This window comes from Burkholderia sp. Ac-20384 (assembly GCF_017104605.1).
Lineage (GTDB): Bacteria > Pseudomonadota > Gammaproteobacteria > Burkholderiales > Burkholderiaceae > Burkholderia > Burkholderia lata.
Genome location: NZ_JAAGPE010000015.1, coordinates 31,753 through 53,563, shown reverse-complemented (window position 1 = coordinate 53,563; position 21,811 = coordinate 31,753). Strand labels below are relative to the sequence as shown.

General features: G+C 66.1%; 17 protein-coding genes and 3 tRNA genes. 9 read left to right on the top strand and 11 right to left on the bottom strand.

All coding sequences use genetic code 11. The annotated features are described in order from the left end of the window. Window positions 1-47: 47 nt before the first annotated feature. Window positions 48-869 carry a TetR/AcrR family transcriptional regulator gene (locus G3O00_RS04805; protein ID WP_011351832.1) on the bottom strand — a complete coding sequence of 274 codons (822 nt, stop codon included), beginning with the start codon at window positions 867-869 and terminating at the stop codon, window positions 48-50. Between the two features lie 215 nt (window positions 870-1,084). Beyond that, the gene (locus G3O00_RS04800) at window positions 1,085-2,305 is read right to left on the bottom strand and encodes an MFS transporter (protein WP_206142252.1); all 1,221 of its coding nucleotides are present in this window, start codon (window positions 2,303-2,305) and stop codon (window positions 1,085-1,087) included. 280 nt (window positions 2,306-2,585) lie between these two features. Here G3O00_RS04800 and G3O00_RS04795 point away from each other — a divergent pair, with 280 nt between their 5' ends. The 3 genes from G3O00_RS04795 (at window position 2,586) to G3O00_RS04785 (ending at window position 5,621) form a co-directional block, all read left to right on the top strand. Continuing rightward, the gene (locus G3O00_RS04795) at window positions 2,586-3,128 is read left to right on the top strand and encodes a GNAT family N-acetyltransferase (RefSeq protein ID WP_206142251.1); all 543 of its coding nucleotides are present in this window, start codon (window positions 2,586-2,588) and stop codon (window positions 3,126-3,128) included. A gap of 128 nt (window positions 3,129-3,256) precedes the next feature. Continuing rightward, window positions 3,257-3,883, top strand: coding sequence for a ParB-like protein (locus tag G3O00_RS04790; RefSeq protein ID WP_206142250.1), 627 nt, complete (start codon window positions 3,257-3,259; stop codon window positions 3,881-3,883). A gap of 7 nt (window positions 3,884-3,890) precedes the next feature. After that, window positions 3,891-5,621, top strand: a complete 1,731-nt coding sequence (locus G3O00_RS04785; RefSeq protein ID WP_206142249.1) for a SulP family inorganic anion transporter — start codon at window positions 3,891-3,893, stop codon at window positions 5,619-5,621. 22 nt (window positions 5,622-5,643) lie between these two features. Here G3O00_RS04785 and G3O00_RS04780 read toward each other — a convergent pair whose 3' ends face one another. The 8 genes from G3O00_RS04780 to G3O00_RS04745 all read right to left on the bottom strand — a co-directional run bounded on the left by G3O00_RS04780 (window position 5,644) and on the right by G3O00_RS04745 (window position 13,649). Beyond that, complete coding sequence (locus tag G3O00_RS04780) at window positions 5,644-6,579, bottom strand: carbohydrate kinase (RefSeq protein ID WP_206142248.1); 936 nt, start codon at window positions 6,577-6,579, stop codon at window positions 5,644-5,646. A 130-nt stretch (window positions 6,580-6,709) separates the two neighbouring features. Beyond that, window positions 6,710-7,654, bottom strand: a complete 945-nt coding sequence (locus G3O00_RS04775; protein ID WP_174934097.1) for an ABC transporter substrate-binding protein — start codon at window positions 7,652-7,654, stop codon at window positions 6,710-6,712. A gap of 82 nt (window positions 7,655-7,736) precedes the next feature. After that, window positions 7,737-8,774, bottom strand: a complete 1,038-nt coding sequence (locus tag G3O00_RS04770; RefSeq protein ID WP_011351839.1) for a ribose ABC transporter permease — start codon at window positions 8,772-8,774, stop codon at window positions 7,737-7,739. Window positions 8,775-8,816: 42 nt separating this feature from the next. Continuing rightward, window positions 8,817-10,370, bottom strand: coding sequence for a sugar ABC transporter ATP-binding protein (locus tag G3O00_RS04765; RefSeq protein WP_174934099.1), 1,554 nt, complete (start codon window positions 10,368-10,370; stop codon window positions 8,817-8,819). Next, complete coding sequence (locus G3O00_RS04760) at window positions 10,357-11,604, bottom strand: ROK family protein (RefSeq protein WP_174934100.1); 1,248 nt, start codon at window positions 11,602-11,604, stop codon at window positions 10,357-10,359. Before G3O00_RS04760 ends, G3O00_RS04765 begins: the two co-directional genes overlap by 14 nt. 365 nt (window positions 11,605-11,969) lie before the next feature. Continuing rightward, a tRNA-Leu gene (locus tag G3O00_RS04755) sits at window positions 11,970-12,056 on the bottom strand. Between the two features lie 404 nt (window positions 12,057-12,460). After that, a tRNA-Leu gene (locus tag G3O00_RS04750) sits at window positions 12,461-12,547 on the bottom strand. Between the two features lie 112 nt (window positions 12,548-12,659). Further along, window positions 12,660-13,649 (bottom strand): aliphatic sulfonate ABC transporter substrate-binding protein, encoded by a 990-nt coding sequence (locus tag G3O00_RS04745; RefSeq protein ID WP_206142247.1) that lies wholly within the window; start codon window positions 13,647-13,649, stop codon window positions 12,660-12,662. A gap of 361 nt (window positions 13,650-14,010) precedes the next feature. On the opposite strand from G3O00_RS04745, the gene G3O00_RS04740 reads away from it, so the two are divergent. Both G3O00_RS04740 and G3O00_RS04735 read left to right on the top strand, forming a co-directional pair. Further along, window positions 14,011-15,573, top strand: coding sequence for a DHA2 family efflux MFS transporter permease subunit (locus G3O00_RS04740; protein ID WP_206142246.1), 1,563 nt, complete (start codon window positions 14,011-14,013; stop codon window positions 15,571-15,573). Between the two features lie 97 nt (window positions 15,574-15,670). After that, on the top strand, window positions 15,671-16,108 hold the full coding sequence (locus G3O00_RS04735) for a MarR family transcriptional regulator (RefSeq protein ID WP_041492818.1): 438 nt from the start codon (window positions 15,671-15,673) through the stop codon (window positions 16,106-16,108). Window positions 16,109-16,331: 223 nt separating this feature from the next. Here the strand turns inward: G3O00_RS04735 and G3O00_RS04730 are convergent. Then, window positions 16,332-16,418, bottom strand: a tRNA-Leu gene (locus G3O00_RS04730). A gap of 249 nt (window positions 16,419-16,667) precedes the next feature. On the opposite strand from G3O00_RS04730, the gene rnr reads away from it, so the two are divergent. The 4 genes from rnr (at window position 16,668) to rpiA (ending at window position 21,804) form a co-directional block, all read left to right on the top strand. Beyond that, entirely contained in the window at window positions 16,668-19,154 is a 2,487-nt protein-coding gene (gene rnr, locus G3O00_RS04725) for a ribonuclease R (protein WP_206142245.1), read from the top strand. A gap of 148 nt (window positions 19,155-19,302) precedes the next feature. Then, entirely contained in the window at window positions 19,303-20,046 is a 744-nt protein-coding gene (rlmB, locus tag G3O00_RS04720) for a 23S rRNA (guanosine(2251)-2'-O)-methyltransferase RlmB (RefSeq protein ID WP_011351846.1), read from the top strand. 97 nt (window positions 20,047-20,143) lie between these two features. Then, a complete protein-coding gene (locus G3O00_RS04715; protein WP_206142244.1) occupies window positions 20,144-21,016 on the top strand; it encodes an N-acetylmuramoyl-L-alanine amidase in 873 nt (290 codons plus the stop codon). A gap of 92 nt (window positions 21,017-21,108) precedes the next feature. Continuing rightward, on the top strand, window positions 21,109-21,804 hold the full coding sequence (gene rpiA / locus G3O00_RS04710) for a ribose-5-phosphate isomerase RpiA (protein WP_011351848.1): 696 nt from the start codon (window positions 21,109-21,111) through the stop codon (window positions 21,802-21,804). The last annotated feature ends 7 nt before the right edge of the window (window positions 21,805-21,811 follow it).

Genomic DNA, 21,811 nt, shown 5'->3' with positions numbered 1-21,811 from the left:
CGTTTCAATCAAATCGTGAACAGGAAGCCGCGCGTGGCCTCGCGCGCTCAGTTCGTGGAATGCAGCGTCGCCGTATCGATGGCGGTCGCAGCCGACTGCGGCAGCCCGAACGCTTCGCTGGCCCCCGCGTCGTCGAGCACGGCCGCGAAGATCGACAGTTGCGCACTGTCGGGCATCGGCGCTTTCAGTGCGGCGACGATCAGCGACGACAGTCGCGCGATCATCTGCACGTCGTTCATCGTGCGGCCTTGCGAGAACTCGTCGATCAGGCTTTCCGTTTCAGCGCCCGCGAGCGCGCCGGACAGCGCGCCGATCGCGAAGTGCAGCCGCCAGCCGAGCTCCGTGCGCGGCAGGTGCGGCAAGGCACGCTGGAACGCGTCGAAGAAGCGGCCTGCGACGCTTGCGTAGTGCGCGGTCAGGAAGTTGCGCACGAACGGTGACGGATCGGTGTACGCACGGCCGATCAGCCGCAGGAACCCGGGCCCGCCGCGTTCGGGGTTGCGCGATGCCTTCAGTGCGGGGATGAACATCGCGCCGAGCACGTGCTCGCAGGTGATGTGCGTGCCGAGCTGCGCATCGAAGCGGTCGAGGATGCCGAGGCGTTCCTGGTTGAGCTGGTCGAGCCGGCGCGACAGCATCGCGTGGATCAGCGCTTCCTTGCTGCCGAAGTGGTAGTTGACCGCGGCGAGGTTGACCGCCGCGCGCGAGGTGATCTGGCGCATCGACATCGCCTCGAAGCCATGCTCGATGAACAGATCCTCGGCTGCATCGAGGATGCGCGCCTTCGTCCCGCCGGTCTGCCGCGTGCCGGATGACCGTGCCCCGGACGGCCGTCCCGCGGATGGCCGCCCCTCCTGACTTACTGCCATGTCCCGCCTCCCATGCCGGTCGCCCGGCCGCGAACTGGTGATTTGTTTGTCTGATTCAAACAGTCGTTTTTATTAAGATAAAAAATCGCGGACGGAGCGGGCAAGCAGGGAATCTGGACAAATTCCTCTAGTTCGATGTGCGAATGCGGAAAGTATCGCGCGTGCCCTCGGCGGGACGGGGCACACGCGATGATGCGGTGCGGCAACGCGCGGGTTCAGGTGACCGTGCTACGCGTATTGACCGATTGCGTCATGTCGATGCCGCGCCGCTCGCGGCTGAACAGGATCAGCACGGCGATCACGACGGCGACGATGCCGGCCACGAGCGCGAGCGCGAAGCTGTAATTGTTGTTGTTCGAAACGGCGAGCGAGGCCTGCATCGTCGCGTTGCCCGACGCGAGCAGATTGCCGAGCTGGTAGACGACTCCGGGGAAGGTCGCGCGGAGCTCGTCGGGCGAGATCTCGTTCAGGTGAACCGGGATCACGCCCCACGCACCCTGCACCGAGATCTGCATCAGGAATGCCCCCGCGGCGAGGGCGACCGGGCCGCTCGAGAACGCCCACAGCGGCAGCACGGGCAGGGCGATCAACGCCGCGATGAAGATGGCACGACGCCGGCCGATCCGTTCCGAGATCGCGCCGAACGACAGGCCGCCGACGATGGCGCCGATGTTCAGCACGATCGTGATCCACGACACGGTATGCGGATCGAAGTGATGCTGTTCGCGCAGGAACGTCGGGTAGAGATCCTGCGTGCCGTGCGAGAAGAAGTTGAACGCGGTCATCAGGACGATCGCGTAGATCGTGAGCTTCCAGTTCTGCTTCAGCGTGGTGCCCAGGCTCGGGCGCGGGCGCTTCTCCATCTGCATCCACGCCGGCGATTCGGGCACGTGAGCGCGCACGTACAGCACGAGCAGCGCGGGCAGCACGCCGACCATGAACATCCCGCGCCAGCCGATGTACTGGTAGAACAGGCCGAACACGACGGACGCGAGCAGGTAGCCGCTCGGATAGCCGGCCTGCAGCAGCCCCGATACAAAGCCGCGCGCATGGGTCGGCACGGTTTCCATCGTCAGTGCCGAGCCGACGCCCCATTCGCCGCCCATCGCGACGCCGAACAACGCGCGCAACACGAGCAGTGCGGTCAGGCTCGGCGCGAAACCCGATGCGAGTTCGAGCAGCGAGTAGCACGCGATGTTGACCATCAGCGTCGGGCGGCGGCCGAAGCGATCGGCGAGCCGGCCGAAGATCAGTGCGCCGAGCGGGCGCATCGCGAGCGTCAGTGTGAGCGCGAACGCGACGGCGGGAATCGTCGACCCGAATTCGGCGGCGATGTCCTTCAGCACGAAGACCATCAGGAAGAAGTCGAACGCATCGAGTGTCCAGCCCAGGTAGGCGGCGATCGTGACGTTGCGTTGTTCGCGGGTCCAGCTCATGTCCGAGGTCTCCTCGTTGGCTTGCGCGCTCGCGATGTGCATGCGGATGCCGGCCGGCTTGCGCGCGGTGCGGGGGCATTGATCGAGTGTAGGCCGCGACGCCGGACGATGTGGGGCGCGATAACGTCGAATCGGGAATAATCCCTAGGAAATGAACTGTTGCGGAATGGGAAACGCCGTCGCATGAATCAGGCGACAGGCATCTGTATCATTCCGGAAGGCAGTTTGTATCTGTTTTGTAATCAACCCGATGCGCATTGTCACCGAATCAGGAGTCCCGATGACCGAACGTTCCGCCGCCACGCTGCCCGTGCTCGAAACTGCCCGGCTGTGGTTGCGGCCGCGTGTGATGGCCGACCTCGATGCGTGCCTTGCGATGGATCGCGATCCCGAGGTCACGCGGCACATCGCCGGGCCGTGGCACGATCCCGTCGAGCATCGGCGCTTCGTCACGCACCGGATCACGTGCGACTATCCGCCGGGCCTCGGCTACTGGTCGATCTTCGAGAAGGCCGTGCCCGATGCGTTCATCGGCTGGATCCTGCTGATTCCCGACTATGTGGACGGTGCGCACGACGTCGAGATAGGCTGGCGGCTGGTGCGTGCGACATGGGGGCGTGGCATCGCGAGCGAGGCCGCAGCAGCCGTCGTGCGCCACGCCTTCGACACCGTGCGCCTGCCGCGCGTGATCGCCGATATCGCGGAGGCCAACAGCGGCTCGCTGAATGTCGCGCGCAAGCTCGGGATGCGTCGCGTGAGCGTCGTGCACGATGGCATTCCTTACATTCGACATCGTCTCGAACGCAACGATCTGCGCGCGTAGCGCGGCGACGCGTGTGCGCGGGACGGTGTCAGAGATCGTCAACCGGTGGCGTATCGAGGTCATGACGTATTAACGGCTCGCGCGATCAGGAGTATCGTTGCCGGAATTTCGCAACATGGGGTACGACCATGGCTCTCGGCAACGATGTTCATCTGATTCCCGTCAAGCTGGAAGAACTGCGTCCCACGCAGATGACGGTCGGCTATCGCGAAGTCAAGGCGAAGCGCAAGCACTGGAAGGCGCTCAGCAAGCGCGCGCGCAAGGCCGCGATCGAATCGCACTGGTTCCCGGCGGTGCTCGGCCCGGACGGGCTGCACTACATCACCGATCATCACCACCTCGGCCTCGCGCTGATCGAGGAAGGCGAGGCGCGCGTGAACGCGATGCTGCTGAAGGATCTGTCGTGGCTCGACGACACGATCTTCTGGCGGATGATGGAACACAACCAGTGGGTGCATCCGTTCGGCGCGGACGGCACGCGCCGCGACTACGGGAATCTGCCGAAGGCGCTGACGGGGCTCGTGGACGATCCGTACCGCAGCCTCGCCGGCGAGTTGCGCACGGCGGGCGGCTATGCGAAGGATGCGACGCCGTTCAGCGAATTCCTGTGGGCCGATTACCTGCGTCAGCACGTGTCGCTCGACCAGATCCGCAAGAACTTCGCGAAGGCGCTCGATATCGCACTGCATCGTGCGCATGAGCAGGATGCACGCTATCTGCCCGGCTGGTCGGGCGTCATCGCCGTCAAGCCCTGACCCCCTCATGACGACCGCCCCGATCCGCCCCGATGCCGGCCCGCAGCATGCCGACCATTTCGCCGCGCTCGACGCGGCCTCGCCGCCGCCCACGCGACGCATCGGCCTCGATGCGCTGGCTGGCCTGTCGATCGCGGGCCTGCTGATCCCCGAGGCGGTCGCGTATGCGGGGCTGGCGAACCTGCCGCCGCAGGCCGGTCTCATCGCGTTGCTGTCGGGGCTCGTCGTCTATGCGCTCACCGGCAGCAGCCGCTTCGCGATCGTGTCGTCGACGTCGTCGTCGGCCGCCGTGCTCGCGGCGACCGTGCTCGCGGAATCGGGGATGGCGCTTGCCGCACAGCTCGCGCTCGCCGCCGCGCTCGTCGCAATGACGGGCGTGCTGTTCATCCTGGCCGGTGCCGCGCGGCTCGGCGGCATGTCGGATTTCGTCGCGCGGCCGGTGCTGCGCGGCTTCACGTTCGGCCTCGCGCTGACGATCGTCATCAAGCAGTTGCCGAAGATTCTCGCGATCTCCGTGCAGCACAGCGATGCGCCGCATGTCGCGCTCGACCTGATCACCGGCGCGCCGCATGCGAATCTCGCGAGCGTCGTGCTCGGTGCGATCGCACTGGCGTTGCTGTTCGCGCTCGGGCGGAGCTCGCGCGTGCCCGCGACGCTCGTCGTGATCGTGCTGTCGATCGCGGCCGGCTATGCGATCGACTGGCAGCGATACGGGATTGCGATCGTCGGCCATATCGATTTCAAGCATATCGAGTTCGGCCTGCCGACCCTCGACCGCAACGCGTGGATGCAGACCATCGAGCTTGCATTCGCGCTGATGCTGATCCTGTACGCGGAATCGTACGGATCGATCCGCAACTTCGCGTTGAAGCACGGCGACAGCGTGTCGCCGAACCGCGACCTCGTCGCGCTTGGCTGTGCGAATCTCGTATCGGGCCTGTTGCACGGGATGCCGGTCGGCGCCGGCTATTCGGCGACCTCGGCGAACGAAGCGGCCGGCGCGCAGTCGCGCTTTGCCGGCCTGTGGGCGGCGGGTGTGGTCGCGCTGATCGTCTGGCTGCTGCTGCCGCAGCTCGCGCGCACGCCGGAGCCCGTGCTCGCGGCGATCGTGATCTTCGCGGTCAGCCACTCGCTGCATCCGTCGGTATTCCGGCCGTACTGGGCCTGGCATCGCGACCGGCTCGTCGTGGTCGCCGCGCTGCTCGCGGTGCTCGTGCTCGGCGTGCTGCACGGACTGCTCGCGGCCATCGGCGTGAGCCTGCTGCTGACGCTGCGCAAGCTGTCCGAGCCGAACGTCAGCGTGCTCGGCAGGCTGCGCGACAGTCACGATTTCGTCGACGTGGCGAGCCATGCTGACGCGAAGCCGGTGCCGGGCGTGCTGATCGTGCGGCCCGAGGCGCAACTGTTCTTCGCGAATGCGGACCGGATGCTGAACCGCGTGCGCGCGCTGATGAAGGCCGCGCCTGACGCGCATACCGTGATGCTGAGCCTCGAGGAAACGCCGGATGTCGACAGCACGACGATCGAATCGTTGCGCACGTTCGCGGCCGAATGCACGGCGCGCGGGTTGCGGCTCGCCATTGTGCGGCTCAAGGTGCACGCACTGCATGCGTTGCGCCGGGCGGCCGACGATACGCTGCACGACGATGCAATGTCCGAACTGAGCGTCGACGAAAGCCTGCAACTGCTGCAGGCCGGGATGCCGCCGGACGGCAGCGACGGCACGACCGCCGCGTGACGAGGCGGCGCGCCGGCGCGTGCTATTGCGAAACTGCGGCGTCGGCGGAGCGATCGATCATGTCGGTCACTTCGGCCGCCGTCGGCGCATAGGCGCCTGCATGCGCACAGGCGACCGCCGCGCACGCGGCTGCATAGCGCAGGTGCTCGGCGTCTGACGCATCGGGACGCGCGAGCTGGCTCGCGAGCCAGCCGCCGATGCTCGCATCGCCGCAGCCGACGGTGTCCGCCACGTCGGTCGGGAACGCGGGTTGGAACAGCACGGTGTCGCGATGCAGGAGCTGCATGCCGGATGCGCCGCGCGTGACGAGCATCGTCGCGCGCGGCGCCCACGTGCGCAGTTGCGCGAGCGCGGCGGCTTCATCGAGTTCGGGAAACAGTCCGCGCAGATCCTCGTCGGATACCTTGATCCAGTCGGCGAGCCCGGCCAGCTTGCGCAGCGTGTCGCGATACGACGGTGCGGCCATCGGCGCACGAAAGTTCGGGTCGAACGAGATCCGCTTGCCGGCCGCCCGCGCAGCTTGCGCCACTTCGATCAGGCGTGACGCGAGCGGCTCGCGCACGACGCCAAGCGAACCGACATGCACGATCTCGGCCGCGTCGAGTGCGCCGGCGGGCAGGTCCGCCGGATCGAACGCGAGATCGGCGCTGTTCTCGCCGATGAAGAAGTAGTGGGGCGGCTGCTTCGATACGACCATCGCGAGCAGCGGTGCGCGATCGACCTGCCGGATGAAGCGCAGGTCGAGCCCCGCGTCGGCGCTCTTGCGCATCAGCTCGTCGCCGAAGGTGTCGCGGCTGACCGTGCCCGCAAAGGCCGTCGGCACACCGAGTCGCGCACCGACGCGCGCGACGTTCCAGCATGAGCCGCCGGCGACGCTGTGCCAGTGCTGCGCGTCGTCGCGGATGAAATCGGTCAATGCTTCGCCGAATACGATCAGGCGGGGAAACGTCGTCGTCATGTCGAACCTTGTGCCGCGGCGTGGTGCGCGGCCATGCAGCGATTGATCTGAAATGACGGGCAGTGCGGGCCGTCGCACGTTGCGATGCGGTCCGGCACTGCCCGGTTGCGTGGGCGGACGGGCGGCGCGATCAGCGCGGGGTGCTCCAGCCCTTGTAGCTCTTCACGTTGTCGCGCGTGATGAGCGTCGGTTCGATCAGGATCATCGGGTTGGCCGGCTTCTGGCCGTTCATGATGCCGTAGCCGACGTTGACCGCCTGCTGCGCCATCGCCCACGGATCCTGGCTCGACGACGCCTGCACGAGCGTATTCGACTTGAGCGCGACCTCGATATCGGGGGCACCGTCGACCGACGTGATCACGATGCCCGGGCGGTTCAGCTGCTTCGCGGCGAGATCGCTGCCGATCGCCTGCGGGTCGTTGATCGTGAACACCGCATCGAGCTTCGGAAAGCGCGTCAGGTAGCCCTGCATCGCGTTCATCCCGCCTTCGCGCGAGCCTTTGCCGTCCTGGTCGCTCGACAGCACCTTGATGCCGGCGTTCTTCGCGAGCACGGTCTTGCAGCCGTTGACGCGATCGATCACGGCCGACACCTGCGGGCCGTTCTCGATGATCACGTTGCCCTTGCCGTTGAGCTTCTTCGCGATGTAGTCGCATGCCAGCTCGCCGGCCTTCACGTTGTTGGTCTGCACGGTCGCGTTCGCGCCAGCCGCCGCGACGTCGACCGCGACGACCGTGATGCCGGCCGCCTGCGCCTTCTTCACCGCCGGCTCGATCGCCTTCGGATCGGTTGCGTTGAGCAGGATCATGTCGACGTGCGCGGAGATGAAATTGTCGATCTGCGTGAACTGCTTGTTCAGGTCGTAGTCGGCCGACACGGCCGTGACTTTCGCGTTCGGGTTGATCTGCCTGGCGCGCGCCTCGGCGCCCTTGACGATCGTGACGAAGTACGGGTTGCCGAGCGACCCGACCGTGACGCCGATCGATTTGAGCGGCTTGTCGGCCGCGTGCGCGGCGGAAGCGCCGAAGGCGAGTGCGCAGGCGACGGCGGTCAGGGCGGCTTTGTGCTTGAACATGTCGTTGTGTCTCCGTGAAGTTGCTTGGCGAGCGGGCGCGGGGATCGGCCCGCGCTGCAAGGTTGAATGGACGGGCAGGCGCTCAGGTACGTGCCGAATCGCGCTGGCGGTAGCGGTCGAGCGCGACCGCGCCGATGATCACGAGCCCCTTGATGATGTATTGCCAGATGTCGGATACGCCGAGCAGCACGAGGCCGTTCGTCAGCACCGCGATGATCAGCGCACCGATCAGCGTGCCGACGATCGAGCCGACGCCGCCGACGAAGCTCGTGCCGCCGAGGATCACCGCGGCGATCGCGTCGAGTTCGTACGACTGGCCGAGCTGCAGGCCGTTGGCCGCATAGAGTCGCGCGGCCGACATCACCGCGCCGAGGCCGGCGAGCAGCCCCGACGCCGCGTACACGAACATCTGGATCGCCCGCACGTTGATGCCCGACAGGCGGGCGGCTTCCGGATTGCCGCCAACCGAATAGATGCGCATCCCGAGCACGGTGCGGCGCAGGATGAACCACGAAATCGCGATCACCGCGCACGCGATCACGACGAGCCACGGCACGCCGAGGATCGTGCCGTTGCCGATGAACGCGAACGGCAATTGCGGATTGAACACGGTCGTGTCGTTGCCGATCAGGCGCGCGACGCCGCGTACGGCCGTCATCGCGCCGAGCGTGACGATGAACGGCGGCAGGCGCAGGAACGAGATCAGGCCGCCGTTGATTGCACCGAACACGAGGCCGACGATCAGCGCGAACGGCACGCCGAGCCAGCCCCAGCCCGGGATGGTCGACGCGAGCAGCGCCGCGACGGCGGCGGCGGCGAGCACCGAGCCGACCGACAGGTCGATGCCGCCCGTCAGGATCACGAAGGTCATGCCGGCGGCGAGCACGATGTTGATCGACGCCTGCTGCGTGACGATCGACAGGTTCTGCAGCGTAAAGAAACCGTCGGTCAGGAAGCCGAAGCCGATGCACAGAACCAGCAGCACCGGCAGCATGCCGGCGGTGCGGATCAGCGATTGCATGCGGGCGCGGTGATCGGCGCCGCGCAATAGTGGCGTACGGGTGGCCACCGGCTGGGCCGTCGCGGAAGCGAGGTTCCGCTGCTTGGTCGGGTTGATCATTTCGTTAACCTGAATGTAAGAAAGAAATGAAAAGGGCGAGGCTCAGTGCGCGTCGGCGAGCTCGGCTTGCGAGCCGGTGGCGAGCGCGATGATGGCTTCCTGCGTGATGGGCGTCTGCGTGTAGCCGCCGAGTTCTCCGGCGATCTCGCCTTCGCGCATCACGAGCACGCGGTCGGCCACACCGATGATCTCCGGCAGTTCGCTCGAGATCACGATCACGCCAACGCCGGCCCGTGCCAATTCGTTGATGATCCGGTAGATTTCGGATTTCGCGCCGATGTCGACGCCGCGCGTCGGTTCATCGAGGATCAGCACGCGCGGCTTCGTCTCGAGCAGGCGCGACAGCAGCACTTTCTGCTGGTTGCCGCCTGACAGCGCACCGACGTTGACATTCGCATCGGGTACGCGGATCGACAGCGATGCAATGGCGTCGCGCGCGCGTTCGGCGCCGCGCGCGAGGTCGAGCGCACCGAGCCGCGCGTCGCGGTTGCAGACCGAAATGTTGATGTTGTCGCGCACGCTCATGTCGAGGAACAGGCCCTGGCGCTTGCGGTCTTCGGTCAGGTAGACGAGGCCGGCATCGATCGCGTCGCGCGGCGAGTGCGCGCCGAACGTGCGTTCGCCGACCTTCACGTCGCCGCGCACGCGCGGTTCGGCGCCGAAGATCAGCCGTGCGAGTTCGGTGCGGCCTGCGCCGACGAGCCCCGCGATGCCGAGCACTTCGCCGGCATGCAGGTCGAGGCTGCAGCCGCGCACGCGCGCGTCGTCGGCGATGTCGCGGACCGACAGCAGCAGGTGGCCGGGGTCGTACGGCGCGTGTTCCTTCTTGTAGAAGCCGGAGATGTCGCGGCCGACCATCATCGCGACGAGACGCTCGGCCGACAACGATGCGCGTTCGAGCGTGCCGACGTACGTGCCGTCGCGCAGCACCGACACCCGGTCGGACAATTCGTAGATCTCCGCCATCCGGTGGCTGATGTAGATGATCGCGAGACCTTCCTCGCGTAACTGGCGGATCAGGCGGAACAGGTGTTCGGTTTCGCGCGACGACAGCGGCGTGGTCGGCTCGTCCATCACGAGGATGCGCGCACGGGTGTGCACGGCGCGCGCGATCTCGACGAGCTGCTGCTCCGCGATCGACAGCGTGTCGACGAGCGTGTCGGGCCCGAACGACGCGCCCAGGCGCGCGAGCACGTCCTCGCAGCCGCGCGCCATCGCCGCGCGGTCGATCGTGCCCCAGCGCCGGTTGCCGCGCCGCAGTTCACGGCCGATGTAGATGTTTTCCGCGACGCTCAGGTTCGGCGACAGGCACAGCTCCTGGTAGATCACCGCGACGCCCGCATCGCGCGCGGCAAGCGGGCCGTCGATGTCGATGCGGGCGCCGTCGATCAGGATCTCGCCGCCGGCGTCGGCGCGGTACGCGCCCGACAGGATTTTCATCAGCGTCGATTTGCCTGCGCCGTTTTCGCCCATCAGCGAATGGATCTCGCCGGGATAGACGGTCAGGCTGACGTTGTCGAGTGCACGCACGGCCGGGAACGTCTTGCTGATCCCGCGCATCTCGAGCAACGGGCGGGGCGACTCAGATCGCGACATGGTTGACCTCCTGCGAGTCGGTGCGGGCGCCCTTGAGGATGCCGGCCCGCGGGGAGAAGTTGAAGAACATCGGCAGCGTGGCCGCACCGATCGCACCGGCATCGGCGCCGAACGTGCCACGGACGAGCACCGGCGTGCCGCGCGCTTCAGGGGCGGTGGCCACGAGCGCCGCGCGCAGGCGCGTCGTGACCGCGTCGAGCAGTCCCGCGTCGGTATCGGCGTCGAGCACGACCACCGGCGCATCGACCACGCACAGCACTGAACGCAATGCCGGTGCCAGAGCGTCGACGCAATCGTCGATCCATTCGTCGACGGCCGGCAGCCCGCGGGCGATGCACGCTTCGAGATCGGCCCGGTTGTCGACCGTCTCGCCGTGATGGCGCAGGTGGCGCACCAACGCGTGCAGCGACGCGCGCGCGAGCAGGATGTCCCACGGGCCGCGGGGCGGCGGCGCGGAAGCCAGCCGGCTCGGCGGCACGGGAATCACGGCGATGTCGCCCGCATTGCCGGTGACGCCGCGCAGGCAGTCGCCATCGATCGCGATGCCGCCGCCGATCGCCGGCCCGATGAACAGGTAGACGAAGTCGTCGCACTGCCGGCCGTATCCGTAGAACAGCTCGGCGATCGCGGCCGCGTTGCCGTCGTTTTCGCCGAATACGGGAAGCGACAGCGTCCGACCGAGGTCGGCCGCGAAATCGACGTCCTCCCACGCGCGGAATGTGTCGGGCGCAAGCCCGAGTTCGCGCATCCATGCGCCGAGGTTGTATGGCTGTGCGACGCCGATGCCGGTCAGGCGCGCGCGCTCGTGGTCGGGGAGCAGGGCCTGCATTGCGTCGATGTCGTGGCGAACGATCTCGAGCACGTCGGCGGGCGGCGGCAGCAGCGTGTCGTGCGAGCGGCGGCCGAGTACGTCACCCGCGAAGTTGACGAGTGCCGTTTCGATGCGCATGCGGTCGAGATGGACGCCAATGCCGAACGCGCCGCGAGGGTCGAGGCGGATCAGCGAAGCCGGCTGGCCGCGCTGGCCTTCGGTGCGGCCCGCGAATTCGATCAGCTTCGCGTCGGAGAGCGACGCGATGATGCTGCCGACTGCCGTTCCCGTCATGTTCGCAAGGCGGGCGAGGTCAGCCTTCGACGCGCTGCCTGCGCGGCGCAGCGTCTTCAGCAGCAGGCGCTCGTTGTAACGGCGCACGTTGGCCGAATTGCTTCCCTGGCCGAAGTGCGGGCTTCTCATGGCGTCTCCTTCCATGTCGCGCCGTTCGGTGGCGCATTAAATAAATCACGTTGATTTATTTAACCGCGTGAGCGACGGCATGTCAGCCTAGGGAAATCCCGGTTTGGGGTGGCGGCAGGGATGGCGGTGTGCGGTGTCCGGAATCGGGGATGGAGCGCGGGGATCGAGACAATCAGGCGCAGGGCGGCTTGCGGGGTGATCCGCACCCTGGACAATGGGCCGTCGTCGGAGTCGCCGCATGCCGTCACGGCTCGCTGGCCGCGCAAACCGAAGCGACTGGTTTGCTCTCGGAGATGGAGGGGGGTGCGTTTTCTGAGCCGGAAATGAAAAAAGGCCGGCTAAAAGCCGACCTTTTCAAAAACAGATGGTGCCCAGGAGAGGACTCGAACCTCCACGATGTTGCCACCGCTAGGACCTGAACCTAGTGCGTCTACCAATTCCGCCACCTGGGCACGTTTTGCAGTAGCTGCTTGCTGCAAAGAAGCGAAATTATAGCGCGTATTGCGAGGCTGTCAACAGAATTTGAGGTCGCGAACGAAAATAATTCGCAGACTTATTCGGGAGGGTATCGGACGAGGTGCGCAAACGCCGCGGTGGCCGATGTACGTCGGCGAATTCGTGATTCCGGTTGCAGGCACGGGCACAGCAATTTCGAAGTCGGGAGTGAAAAGAGGTTGACTGGAAGCGGGCCGCTTGGGAAAGCTGATGGGGATCAGGAGGGGCGGTCACGCGTGCGCGCTCCGGCCTCGCTTGCAAGCACAGCCTTCCGGGATCGCGCGAAGCGAGCAGGCGCATTGCTTGTCTTGAGCTGGAAATGAAAAAAGGCCGGCAAAAGCCGACCTTTTTAGAAAACAGATGGTGCCCAGGAGAGGACTCGAACCTCCACGATGTTGCCACCGCTAGGACCTGAACCTAGTGCGTCTACCAATTCCGCCACCTGGGCACGTTTCGCTTATTACTGCAGTGCGAAGACCGCTATTCTAGCGTGTCGGCGGAGTCTGTCAACACAATTTCACTCAAGGCGATAAAAATATTGCCCCTTGCACGACGGATTCTCACGCGCCGACCGGATCAGCGCGTTTCGCAACGAAATTCCAGCGCTGCGCCTGGCTCGTGTCGACGCGGGCAGGCAGTAGCCCGGCTGCGAGGAACGTGTCGGCGATCTTCTGCTGTTCGCCGAAGTTTTGCGCGACCACAGCACGAACGACATAGCTGCGCCGTGCGTTCGCGCGCGCGATCGTCGCCGCGTCGAGCCCCCAGATCGGCGCGAGCGTATTCGCGGCCTCCTGCGGGTGATCGCGCAGCCATGCGCCGGCCTGCGACAGCTGGTCGAACACGATCTGGACGACGTCGGGCCGCGCGGCGGCGAAACTGCTGGATGCGAGGTAGTAGCGCTGGTACGACGCGAGTCCGTTGCCGTCGGCCAGAATTCGCACGTCGGGATTCCGGTCGACCGACGCGACATAGGGGTCCCACGTGATCCAGGCGTCCACGCTGCCACGCTCGAACGCCGCGCGGCCGTCCGCGGGCGTCAGGTAGTGGATTGCCGCATCGGCCGGCCCGAGCTTCGCGCGTGCGAGCGCGGCAAGCAGCAGATAATGACTGCCGGCCGCCTTCGTGACCGCAATGCGCTTGCCCTTGAGATCGGCGAGCGTGCGCAGCGCGCTGTCCTGCTTGACGACGATCGCCTGTGCCTTCGGCGAAGGCGCCTCCTGCGCGACGTAGACGAAACGCGCACGTGCGGCTTGCGCGAAGACCGGAACCGTATCGGCCACGTCGGCACTGAAATCGACGGCGCCGACGTTGAGCGCTTCGGTCAGCGGCAATCCGCTCGCGAATTCATGCCACGACACGCGCAGGCCGAGCGGTGCCAGTGCCTGCTCGAGCGCGCCGCGCGTCTTGAGCAGGGTGATGAGCGTCGACGACTTCTGGTAGCCGATGCGCAGTACCTCGGGTGTGTTCTCGGCGTGCGTTCGGACGCCGGCGGCAGTCAGGCCGGCGGCCAGCATCACGCGCGCAAATGCGCGGCGGTTCATCGACGTCATGGGCTGTGCTCCTCGTGTCTGGTTCGTTGCAATGAAGCGAGCCGGCTAACGTACCAACGGGGCGAGCGGACGATAACCGATAAATTCTGCTTTCGATCCGGCTGACGGGCATAAGGGCGGGGCGCACGGAATCGCGGCGCGCCCATGCAGGTACGGGCGGGCGATCGATGCCTCCTGCTTGCATTTGATTGCATAGTCAAATATAGTCGTTGCAGAAAACTCAGAGTCAGCGATTGGCGTTGACGCGGGCAACCCCCGCGCGTCGCGCCGATCGCTTTTTTTCCGTCATTTATCTGACTTGTCAGATATTTTTGTTCGGCGCCGAAGCTGTTTGCGTGGCGCTCGATCAGAAGGACATCCGATGAAGCCGTCCGAAACCCCGGGTACGCCGGCGCCCCTGACCGGCGCCAGCTTCGCGCTGGGCACGCTCGCCGTGTCGCTCGCCACGTTCATGAACGTTCTCGATTCGTCGATCGCCAACGTCGCGATTCCAACCATTTCCGGCAATCTGGGTGTGTCCACGGACGAGGGCACGTGGGTCATCACGCTCTTCTCGGCGGCCAACGCGGTGTCGATCCCGCTGACCGGCTGGCTGACACAGCGGGTCGGGCAGGTGAAGCTGTTCGTCTGGGCCATCCTGTTGTTCGTGCTGTCGTCGGCCGCGTGCGGACTTGCGCCCAACCTCACCACGCTCCTCGCGGCACGGATCGTCCAGGGTGCGGTGGCCGGGCCGCTCGTGCCGTTGTCGCAGGCGTTGCTGCTGGCTTCGTTCCCGAAGGAGAAGAGTTCGAGCGCGCTGGCGCTGTGGGGGATGACGGCGACCGTCGGGCCGATTGCCGGCCCCGCGCTCGGCGGCTGGATCACGGACAACTACAGTTGGTCGTGGATCTTCTACATCAATGTGCCGGTCGGGTTGTTTGCCGCTGCCGTGATCTGGGCGCTCTATCGCAACCGCGAGACGCCAACCAGCAAGCTGCCGATCGACAAGGTCGGATTGATTGCGTTGGTCGTGTGGGTGGCCGCGTTGCAGGTCATGCTCGACAAGGGCAAGGATCTCGACTGGTTCAATTCGTCGACGATCTGGATCCTGACCATCGTGGCGGTGGTCGGCTTCGTGTTCTTCCTGATCTGGGAGCTGACCGAGGCGCGCCCGATCGTCGATCTCAGGCTGTTTGCACAACGAAATTTCCTCGGCGGGACGTTGGCCATTTCGATTGCGTTTGCGGTATTTTTCGCGAATCTCGTGATCCTGCCGCAATGGATCCAGGGTTCGCTCGGCTACCCGGTCATCAATGCCGGCCTCGTGACTGCGCCGCTCGGCATCTTCGCGGTGATCCTCGCGCCGGTGGTCGGCAAGATGATGCCGAAATCGGATATGCGCGTGCTCGTCACGCTCGCCTTTCTCGGGTTTGCCGGCGTGTTTTTCATGCGCTCGCGCTATACGACGGACGTCGATACATGGACGCTCATCGTGCCCACGTTGCTGCAAGGGATCCCGACGGCGTTCTTCATGACGCCGCTTACGTCGATCATCCTGTCGGGGCTGCCGCCCGAGCGCATCCCGGCGGCCGCGGGACTGTCCAATTTCGCGCGGGTGTTCATGGGGGCGGTCGGCACGTCGCTCGCGAGCACCGCGTGGAATGACCGCACGATCCTGCATCACGCGCGACTGGCCGAGCAGGGCAGCGTGAACAACCCGATCTTCGCGGGCGCGCTCTCCGGAGTGCAGAGTGTGCTGGATGCCGGTGCGCCGAAGGCGCTGACGTTCCTCGAGGCGACGCTGAATGCGCAGGCGACGATGCTGGGGCTGAACGATGTGTTCTGGCTGTCGTCGGTGATCTTCGTGCTGATCATCCCGCTGGTCTGGGTGACGAGGCCGGGCAAGGGCGTGGCAGCCGGGGCCGCGGCCGCCGGCGGGCACTGAGCCGGTGCAGGCGGTGCATGCAGGATTCCGCGTGCCTTGAAAAATCGTGATGTCGCAATTATTGTGTGGGTCAATAAATTGCGACTCAGCGAGCCCGATGGAACACTACACGCCGAAGAATTTCCTGCACACCGAAAGCGTGGGGTTCATGCTCGTGAAGGCGCGCAATCTGATCACGTCCGAGATGGATGCGGCGTTGAAGGATCTCGATATCACGGCGCAGCAAATGGGCGTCCTGCTGTCCCTGCGTACCGGCATTGCGGCGACGCCGTTCGAATTGTCGAAGCTGCTCGGCGTCGACACCGGGCTGATGACGCGCGTGCTCGACAAACTGGAGGGCAAGGGGCTCGTCGAGCGGTCGCGCAGCGTGAGCGATCGGCGGGTGGTGAACCTCGCGCTGACCGAAGCGGGGCAGGCGGTGGCCGCGCAGATTCCGGAGATCGCGCCGAAGGTGCTCAACGCCCGCTTGCGGAAATTCTCGAGGGCCGAGTTTGACGAACTGTCACGGCTGCTGCACAAGTTCATCGGCGAGTGAGCCGGGCGCTGTTTCCTGGCGCCGGCAATGAAAAAAGGCCGGCTAGAAGCCGGCCTTTTTAAAAACAGATGGTGCCCAGGAGAGGACTCGGTCACACATGCGCGACCCCGGCTGCGCTTGCAAGCGCAGCCTTTCGAGTCCTCGCGCAAAGCGCGCAGGCGCTTTGCTTCGTGGGCCGGAAATGAAAAAAGGCCGGCTAAAAGCCGACCTTTTCAAAAACAGATGGTGCCCAGGAGAGGACTCGAACCTCCACGATGTTGCCACCGCTAGGACCTGAACCTAGTGCGTCTACCAATTCCGCCACCTGGGCACGTTTTGCAGTAGCTGCTTGCTGCAAAGAAGCGAAATTATAGCGCCCCAATTATTCGTGTCAACACTTTTTTGCGATGCATCGCAAACCGGGCTCCGCCGCGCCTGCAGGCGGCATTCCGGTCATTTGGCGACACAGGCGGGTGATAGAATGACCCGCCGCCGTCAATATAGAACTGTCTGAAGGACACCTCTATGTTGATGCCGTGCACCATCAATCAACGCAACGAGAACAACCATCGACAAACCCTTGAGCAAATATCCGTACCCCATTCCGAGCCGTGAAGAAATTCTCGGCGTGCTGCGTACGAGCGACGCGCCGCTGGCCGCCAACGACATCGCCGAAGCACTGTCGATCAAGCGTCAGGAGCGCGAGGGGTTCTTCCGGCGTGTCGCCGCGATGGAACGCGACGGCCAGATCCGCCTCGACAAGCGCGGCCATTACCAGTTGACCCATCCGTCGAACTTCGTCGCCGGGCGCGTGCAGGGGCATCGCGACGGCTACGGGTTCGTGATCCGCGACGACGGCCAGGACGACCTGTTTTTGCCGAACGGCGAAATGCAGAAGGTGATGCACAACGATCGCGTGCTCGCACGGATCGTCGGCTACGATCGCCGCGGCCGCCCGGAGGGGCACGTCGTCGAAGTCACCGAGCGCGCGAACAAGCGCGTGATCGGCCGCCTGCTCAACGAGAACGGCGCGCTGATCGTCGCACCGGAAGACAAGCGCATCGGCCATGACATCCTGATCACGCAGAACGTGAAGAAGGCGAAGGTCGGGCAGGTCGTCGTTGTCGAGCTGACCGATTTCCCGAGCCGCCATTCGCAGCCGCTCGGCCGTGTCGTCGAGGTGCTCGGCGACATCGACGATCCGGGCATGGAAATCGAAATCGCGGTACGCAAGTACGGCGTGCCGCACGAATTCAGCCAGCCGGCGCTCGACGAAGCCGCCGCGCTGCCCGACAAGGTGCGGCCGACCGACCTGCGTTTCCGCGTCGACCTGCGCGACGTGCCGCTCGTGACGATCGACGGCGAGGACGCCCGCGACTTCGACGACGCCGTTTACTGCGAGCCGGTCAAGGTCGGCCGCGGCGACGGCTACCGCCTGATCGTCGCGATCGCCGACGTGTCGCACTACGTACAGCCGGGCAGCGGGCTCGATGCCGACGCGCTCGAGCGCAGCACGTCGGTCTACTTCCCGCGCCGTGTGATTCCGATGCTGCCGGAGAAGCTGTCGAACGGCCTGTGCTCGCTGAATCCGCAGGTCGACCGCTGCGTGCTCGCGTGCGACATGGTGATCACCGCGCGCGGCGAGATCAAGGCGTACCAGTTCTACCCGGCCGTCATCCATTCGGCTGCGCGCCTCACGTACACCGAAGTCGCGGCGGTGCTGTCGAACACGAAGGGGCCGGAGGCCGCACGCCGCGCGGATATTCTGCCGCACCTGCAGGATCTGTACGGCGTCTACAAGTCGCTGTTCGCCGCACGACAGAAGCGCGGCGCGATCGACTTCGACACGACCGAGACCTACATCGTCTGCAACTCGCAGGGCAAGATCGAGCAGATCGTGCCGCGCCAGCGTAACGATGCGCACAAGCTGATCGAGGAATGCATGCTGGCCGCGAACGTCTGCGCGGCCGATTTCCTGAAGCGCAACAAGCATCCGGGCCTGTACCGCGTGCACGCGGGGCCGACGCCGGAGAAGCTCGAGAACCTGCGCGCGTTCCTGCGCGGCATGGGCCTTTCGCTCGGTGGCGGCGACAAGCCGCATGCGAGCGACTACGCGGCGCTGATGGCGCAGATCCGCGACCGGCCCGATGCGCAGATGCTGCAGCCGATGCTGCTGCGTTCGATGCAGCAGGCCGTCTACAGCCCGGACAACATCGGTCACTTCGGCCTGGCCTACGAGGCGTACGCGCACTTCACGAGCCCGATCCGCCGTTATCCGGACTTGCTCACGCACCGCGCGATCTACGCGATCCTGTCGGGCAAGAAGTACACGCCGAAGGCGCCGGACGGTTTCGAGCTGAACACCGCGCTGTCGCCGCGCGCCCGCGCGATGCAGCAGGCCGACGACGAATCGCGCGGCCGCTCGCGCTCGAACACGGCGATCTGGGAAGAGCTCGGCCTGCACTGCTCGGCGAACGAGCGCCGCGCGGATGAAGCATCGCGCGACGTCGAAGCCTGGCTCAAGTGCTACTTCATGCGCGACAAGCTCGGCGAGGAGTACGGCGGGATGGTGAATGGCGTCACGTCGTTCGGCATCTTCGTGCAGCTCGACACGCTCTTCATCGAAGGGCTCGTGCACGTCACGGAACTCGGCTCGGACTACTTCCAGTACGACGAGATCAAGAACGAGCTGCGTGGCGAACGCACGGGCATCCGTTATCGCCTGTCGGATCGCGTGCGCGTGCAGGTGAGCCGCGTCGATCTCGATGCACGCAAGATCGATTTCCGGCTCGTGCGCGATACGCCGGTGAAGGCGCCGCGTCCGTCGCCCGCGCCGGCTTCCGCGGGTGGCGGTGTCGACCGCGGCAACGGTCCGCGCGTACGCACACTGCCGCAGGCGGAGGAGCCCGTGCCGCGCCGCAAGAAGGCCGCGAGCGCGCCGAGCGTCGCGGTGAATGAGGCGCGCGCCGCGCGTGCCGCCGCGAAGAAGAAGGGCGGCAGCGGCAGCGGTGGCGGTGCGGCGGCGAAGCCGACCGCGAAGAAGACACGCGCCCGCAAGAAGTATTGAGCGTTCGGGGCGGCGCCAGCGACCGCCCTGCAGTATCGAGAGACGCCGCGTCACCGGCCATCAGCCGGCAACGCGGCGCTTTCCTTTTCCATGGATCGCGGCTGCGCGCGTCGCGCGGCCGCACGTTTGATCGAAGGTTGTTCCAGTCATGTCACGTCTGAAGGTTCTTTACGGTTTTCATGCGGTGACCGCACGTTTGCGGCACGATGCATCGACGGTTGCGGAGGTGCTGTACGACCAGACGCGCCGTGACCGCCGGATGCAGGACTTCCTGCACACCGCGAAGGAAGCGGGCGTGCGGCTGATCGCGGCCGACGAAACGCGCCTGTGGGGCCTCGCGCATACCGAGCGTCACCAGGGCGTCGTCGCGCGTGTCGAGGACATCCCGCTCGCACAGAACCTGTCGGAGCTGCTCGACGGCATCCAGGGCCCGGCGCTGCTGCTGGTGCTCGACGGCGTCACCGATCCGCACAACCTCGGCGCGTGCCTGCGTGTCGCCGATTCGGCCGGCGCGCACGCGGTGATCGCGCCGCGCGACCGTGCGGTCGGCCTCAACGCCACCGCGGCCAAGGTCGCGAGCGGCGCGGCCGATACGGTGCCGTACATCACGGTGACGAACCTCGCCCGCGCGCTGCGCGAGCTGAAGGAGGCCGGCGTGTGGATCATCGGCACGTCGGACGAGGCATCGGCAACGCTCTACGAAACGAAGCTCGACGGCCCCGTCGCGCTCGTGATGGGCGCGGAAGGCGAAGGCATGCGCCGGCTGACGCGCGACACCTGCGACGAAGTGATGAGCATTCCGATGGCCGGCAGCGTGGAAAGCCTGAACGTATCGGTCGCAAGCGGCGTGTGCCTGTACGAAGCCGTGCGCCAGCGGCGCGTGAAGGGCTGACACAGCCCGTCCCGCGCGCCCTGCGCGGGCCTCGAATGACCCGAACGACGCGTGCCGCGATCCGATGCGGCACGCGGCTCTCCGGAGCTCGCGACCGATGACCCTGTTACGCGTTGGTGCATCCTGCGCCGTGCTGTGCCTGCTGGCCGCCTGCACGTCGCCGTCGCTCGTCGAACGCGGCACCTACTACGCCGACACGAGCCTGCACGCGCGCGGCGCCGATTCGCGGGTCCGCTTTCTCGTGATGCATTACACCGAAAGCGACGAGGCGAAATCGCTGCGCACGCTGACGGGCGATTCGGTCAGCGTGCACTACGTCATCCCGCCGCAGCCGCGTATCGAGCGCGGGATGCCGGTCGTCTACCAGCTCGTTCCGGAATCGGAGCGCGCGTGGCACGCGGGCGTCAGCGAGTGGCAGGGCACGACCGAGCTGAACGCGGTGTCGATCGGCATCGAGAACGTGAACCGCGGGCCGCTTGATCCGCAAAACCGTACCTGGCAGCCTTATCCGCCCGAACAGGTCGCGGCGCTGACCCGGCTGTCGAAGGACATCGTCGCGCGCTACGGGATTCCGCCGACGCGCGTGGTCGGGCACAGCGACATCGCGCCACAACGCAAGATCGATCCGGGGCCGCTGTTTCCGTGGCATGCGCTGGCCCAGGCCGGCGTCGGCGCGTGGCCGGACGATGCGACCGTGACCGCGCGGCTCGGCGGTCGTGATCCGCATGCGCCGGTCGACGTGCGCGAACTGCAGCTTAAGCTCGCGCGCTACGGTTACGACGTGGCCACCGATGGCGTGCTCGACGCCCGCACGCGACGCGTGTTCGCGGCGTTCCAGATGCATTTCAGGCCGTCCGGCTATGCGGGCAACCCGGACGCCGAAACCGACGCAATCGCGCAGGCGTTGCTCGACAAGTACTTCCCCGGCACGCAACCGGCGGACAACGCGCCCGAGGCGGGCGCGCCCTGAGTCCACGGCGCACGGCACCCCGAAAAACGCGGGGCGGTCATCCGAGTCCGGTAAACTGGCGGTTTTCCGCAATCCCGCAGCATTACCACTCCATGACTCAAGACGAACTCAAACGCCTCGTCGGCCAGGCCGCCGCTGATTACGTGATCCAGAACGTGCCGGAAGGCGCCGTGATCGGCGTCGGCACCGGCTCGACCGCCAACTGCTTCATCGACGCGCTCGCCGTCGTCAAGGCCCGCTATCGCGGCGCCGTATCGAGCTCCGTCGCCACGACCGAACGCCTGAAGTCGCACGGCATCAAGGTGTTCGACCTGAACGAGGTCGACTCGCTGCAGGTGTATGTCGACGGCGCCGACGAGATCGACGCGAGCGGCGCGATGATCAAGGGCGGTGGCGGCGCGCTGACGCGCGAGAAGATCGTCGCGTCGGTGGCCGATACGTTCGTCTGCATCGCGGACGCCAGCAAGCGTGTGCCGGTGCTCGGCGCGTTCCCGCTGCCGATCGAAGTCGTGCCGATGGCGCGCACGGCGATCGGCCGGCGCGTGACCGCCCTCGGCGGCGTGCCGGTGCTGCGCGTGACGAAGGACGGTGCGCCCTACATCACCGACAACGGCAACGAGATCATCGACGTGAAGGGGCTGCAGATCGCCGATCCGCGCGGTTTCGAAGCGCAGGTGAACGCATGGCCGGGCGTCGTGACGGTCGGCCTGTTCGCCGAGCGCGGCGCGAATCTGTGCTTGCTCGGCACGGAAAACGGCGTTGAAACGATCGTTTATTCGGCTAATTGAAAGATAC

Coding starts and splice junctions, on each gene's coding strand:
- G3O00_RS04805 (WP_011351832.1), bottom strand. CDS start 869: ATGGCAGTAAGTCAGGAGGGGCGGCCATCCGCGGGACGGCCGTCCGGG.
- G3O00_RS04800 (WP_206142252.1), bottom strand. CDS start 2,305: ATGAGCTGGACCCGCGAACAACGCAACGTCACGATCGCCGCCTACCTG.
- G3O00_RS04795 (WP_206142251.1), top strand. CDS start 2,586: ATGACCGAACGTTCCGCCGCCACGCTGCCCGTGCTCGAAACTGCCCGG.
- G3O00_RS04790 (WP_206142250.1), top strand. CDS start 3,257: ATGGCTCTCGGCAACGATGTTCATCTGATTCCCGTCAAGCTGGAAGAA.
- G3O00_RS04785 (WP_206142249.1), top strand. CDS start 3,891: ATGACGACCGCCCCGATCCGCCCCGATGCCGGCCCGCAGCATGCCGAC.
- G3O00_RS04780 (WP_206142248.1), bottom strand. CDS start 6,579: ATGACGACGACGTTTCCCCGCCTGATCGTATTCGGCGAAGCATTGACC.
- G3O00_RS04775 (WP_174934097.1), bottom strand. CDS start 7,654: ATGTTCAAGCACAAAGCCGCCCTGACCGCCGTCGCCTGCGCACTCGCC.
- G3O00_RS04770 (WP_011351839.1), bottom strand. CDS start 8,774: ATGATCAACCCGACCAAGCAGCGGAACCTCGCTTCCGCGACGGCCCAG.
- G3O00_RS04765 (WP_174934099.1), bottom strand. CDS start 10,370: ATGTCGCGATCTGAGTCGCCCCGCCCGTTGCTCGAGATGCGCGGGATC.
- G3O00_RS04760 (WP_174934100.1), bottom strand. CDS start 11,604: ATGAGAAGCCCGCACTTCGGCCAGGGAAGCAATTCGGCCAACGTGCGC.
- G3O00_RS04745 (WP_206142247.1), bottom strand. CDS start 13,649: ATGACGTCGATGAACCGCCGCGCATTTGCGCGCGTGATGCTGGCCGCC.
- G3O00_RS04740 (WP_206142246.1), top strand. CDS start 14,011: ATGAAGCCGTCCGAAACCCCGGGTACGCCGGCGCCCCTGACCGGCGCC.
- G3O00_RS04735 (WP_041492818.1), top strand. CDS start 15,671: ATGGAACACTACACGCCGAAGAATTTCCTGCACACCGAAAGCGTGGGG.
- rlmB (WP_011351846.1), top strand. CDS start 19,303: ATGTCACGTCTGAAGGTTCTTTACGGTTTTCATGCGGTGACCGCACGT.
- G3O00_RS04715 (WP_206142244.1), top strand. CDS start 20,144: ATGACCCTGTTACGCGTTGGTGCATCCTGCGCCGTGCTGTGCCTGCTG.
- rpiA (WP_011351848.1), top strand. CDS start 21,109: ATGACTCAAGACGAACTCAAACGCCTCGTCGGCCAGGCCGCCGCTGAT.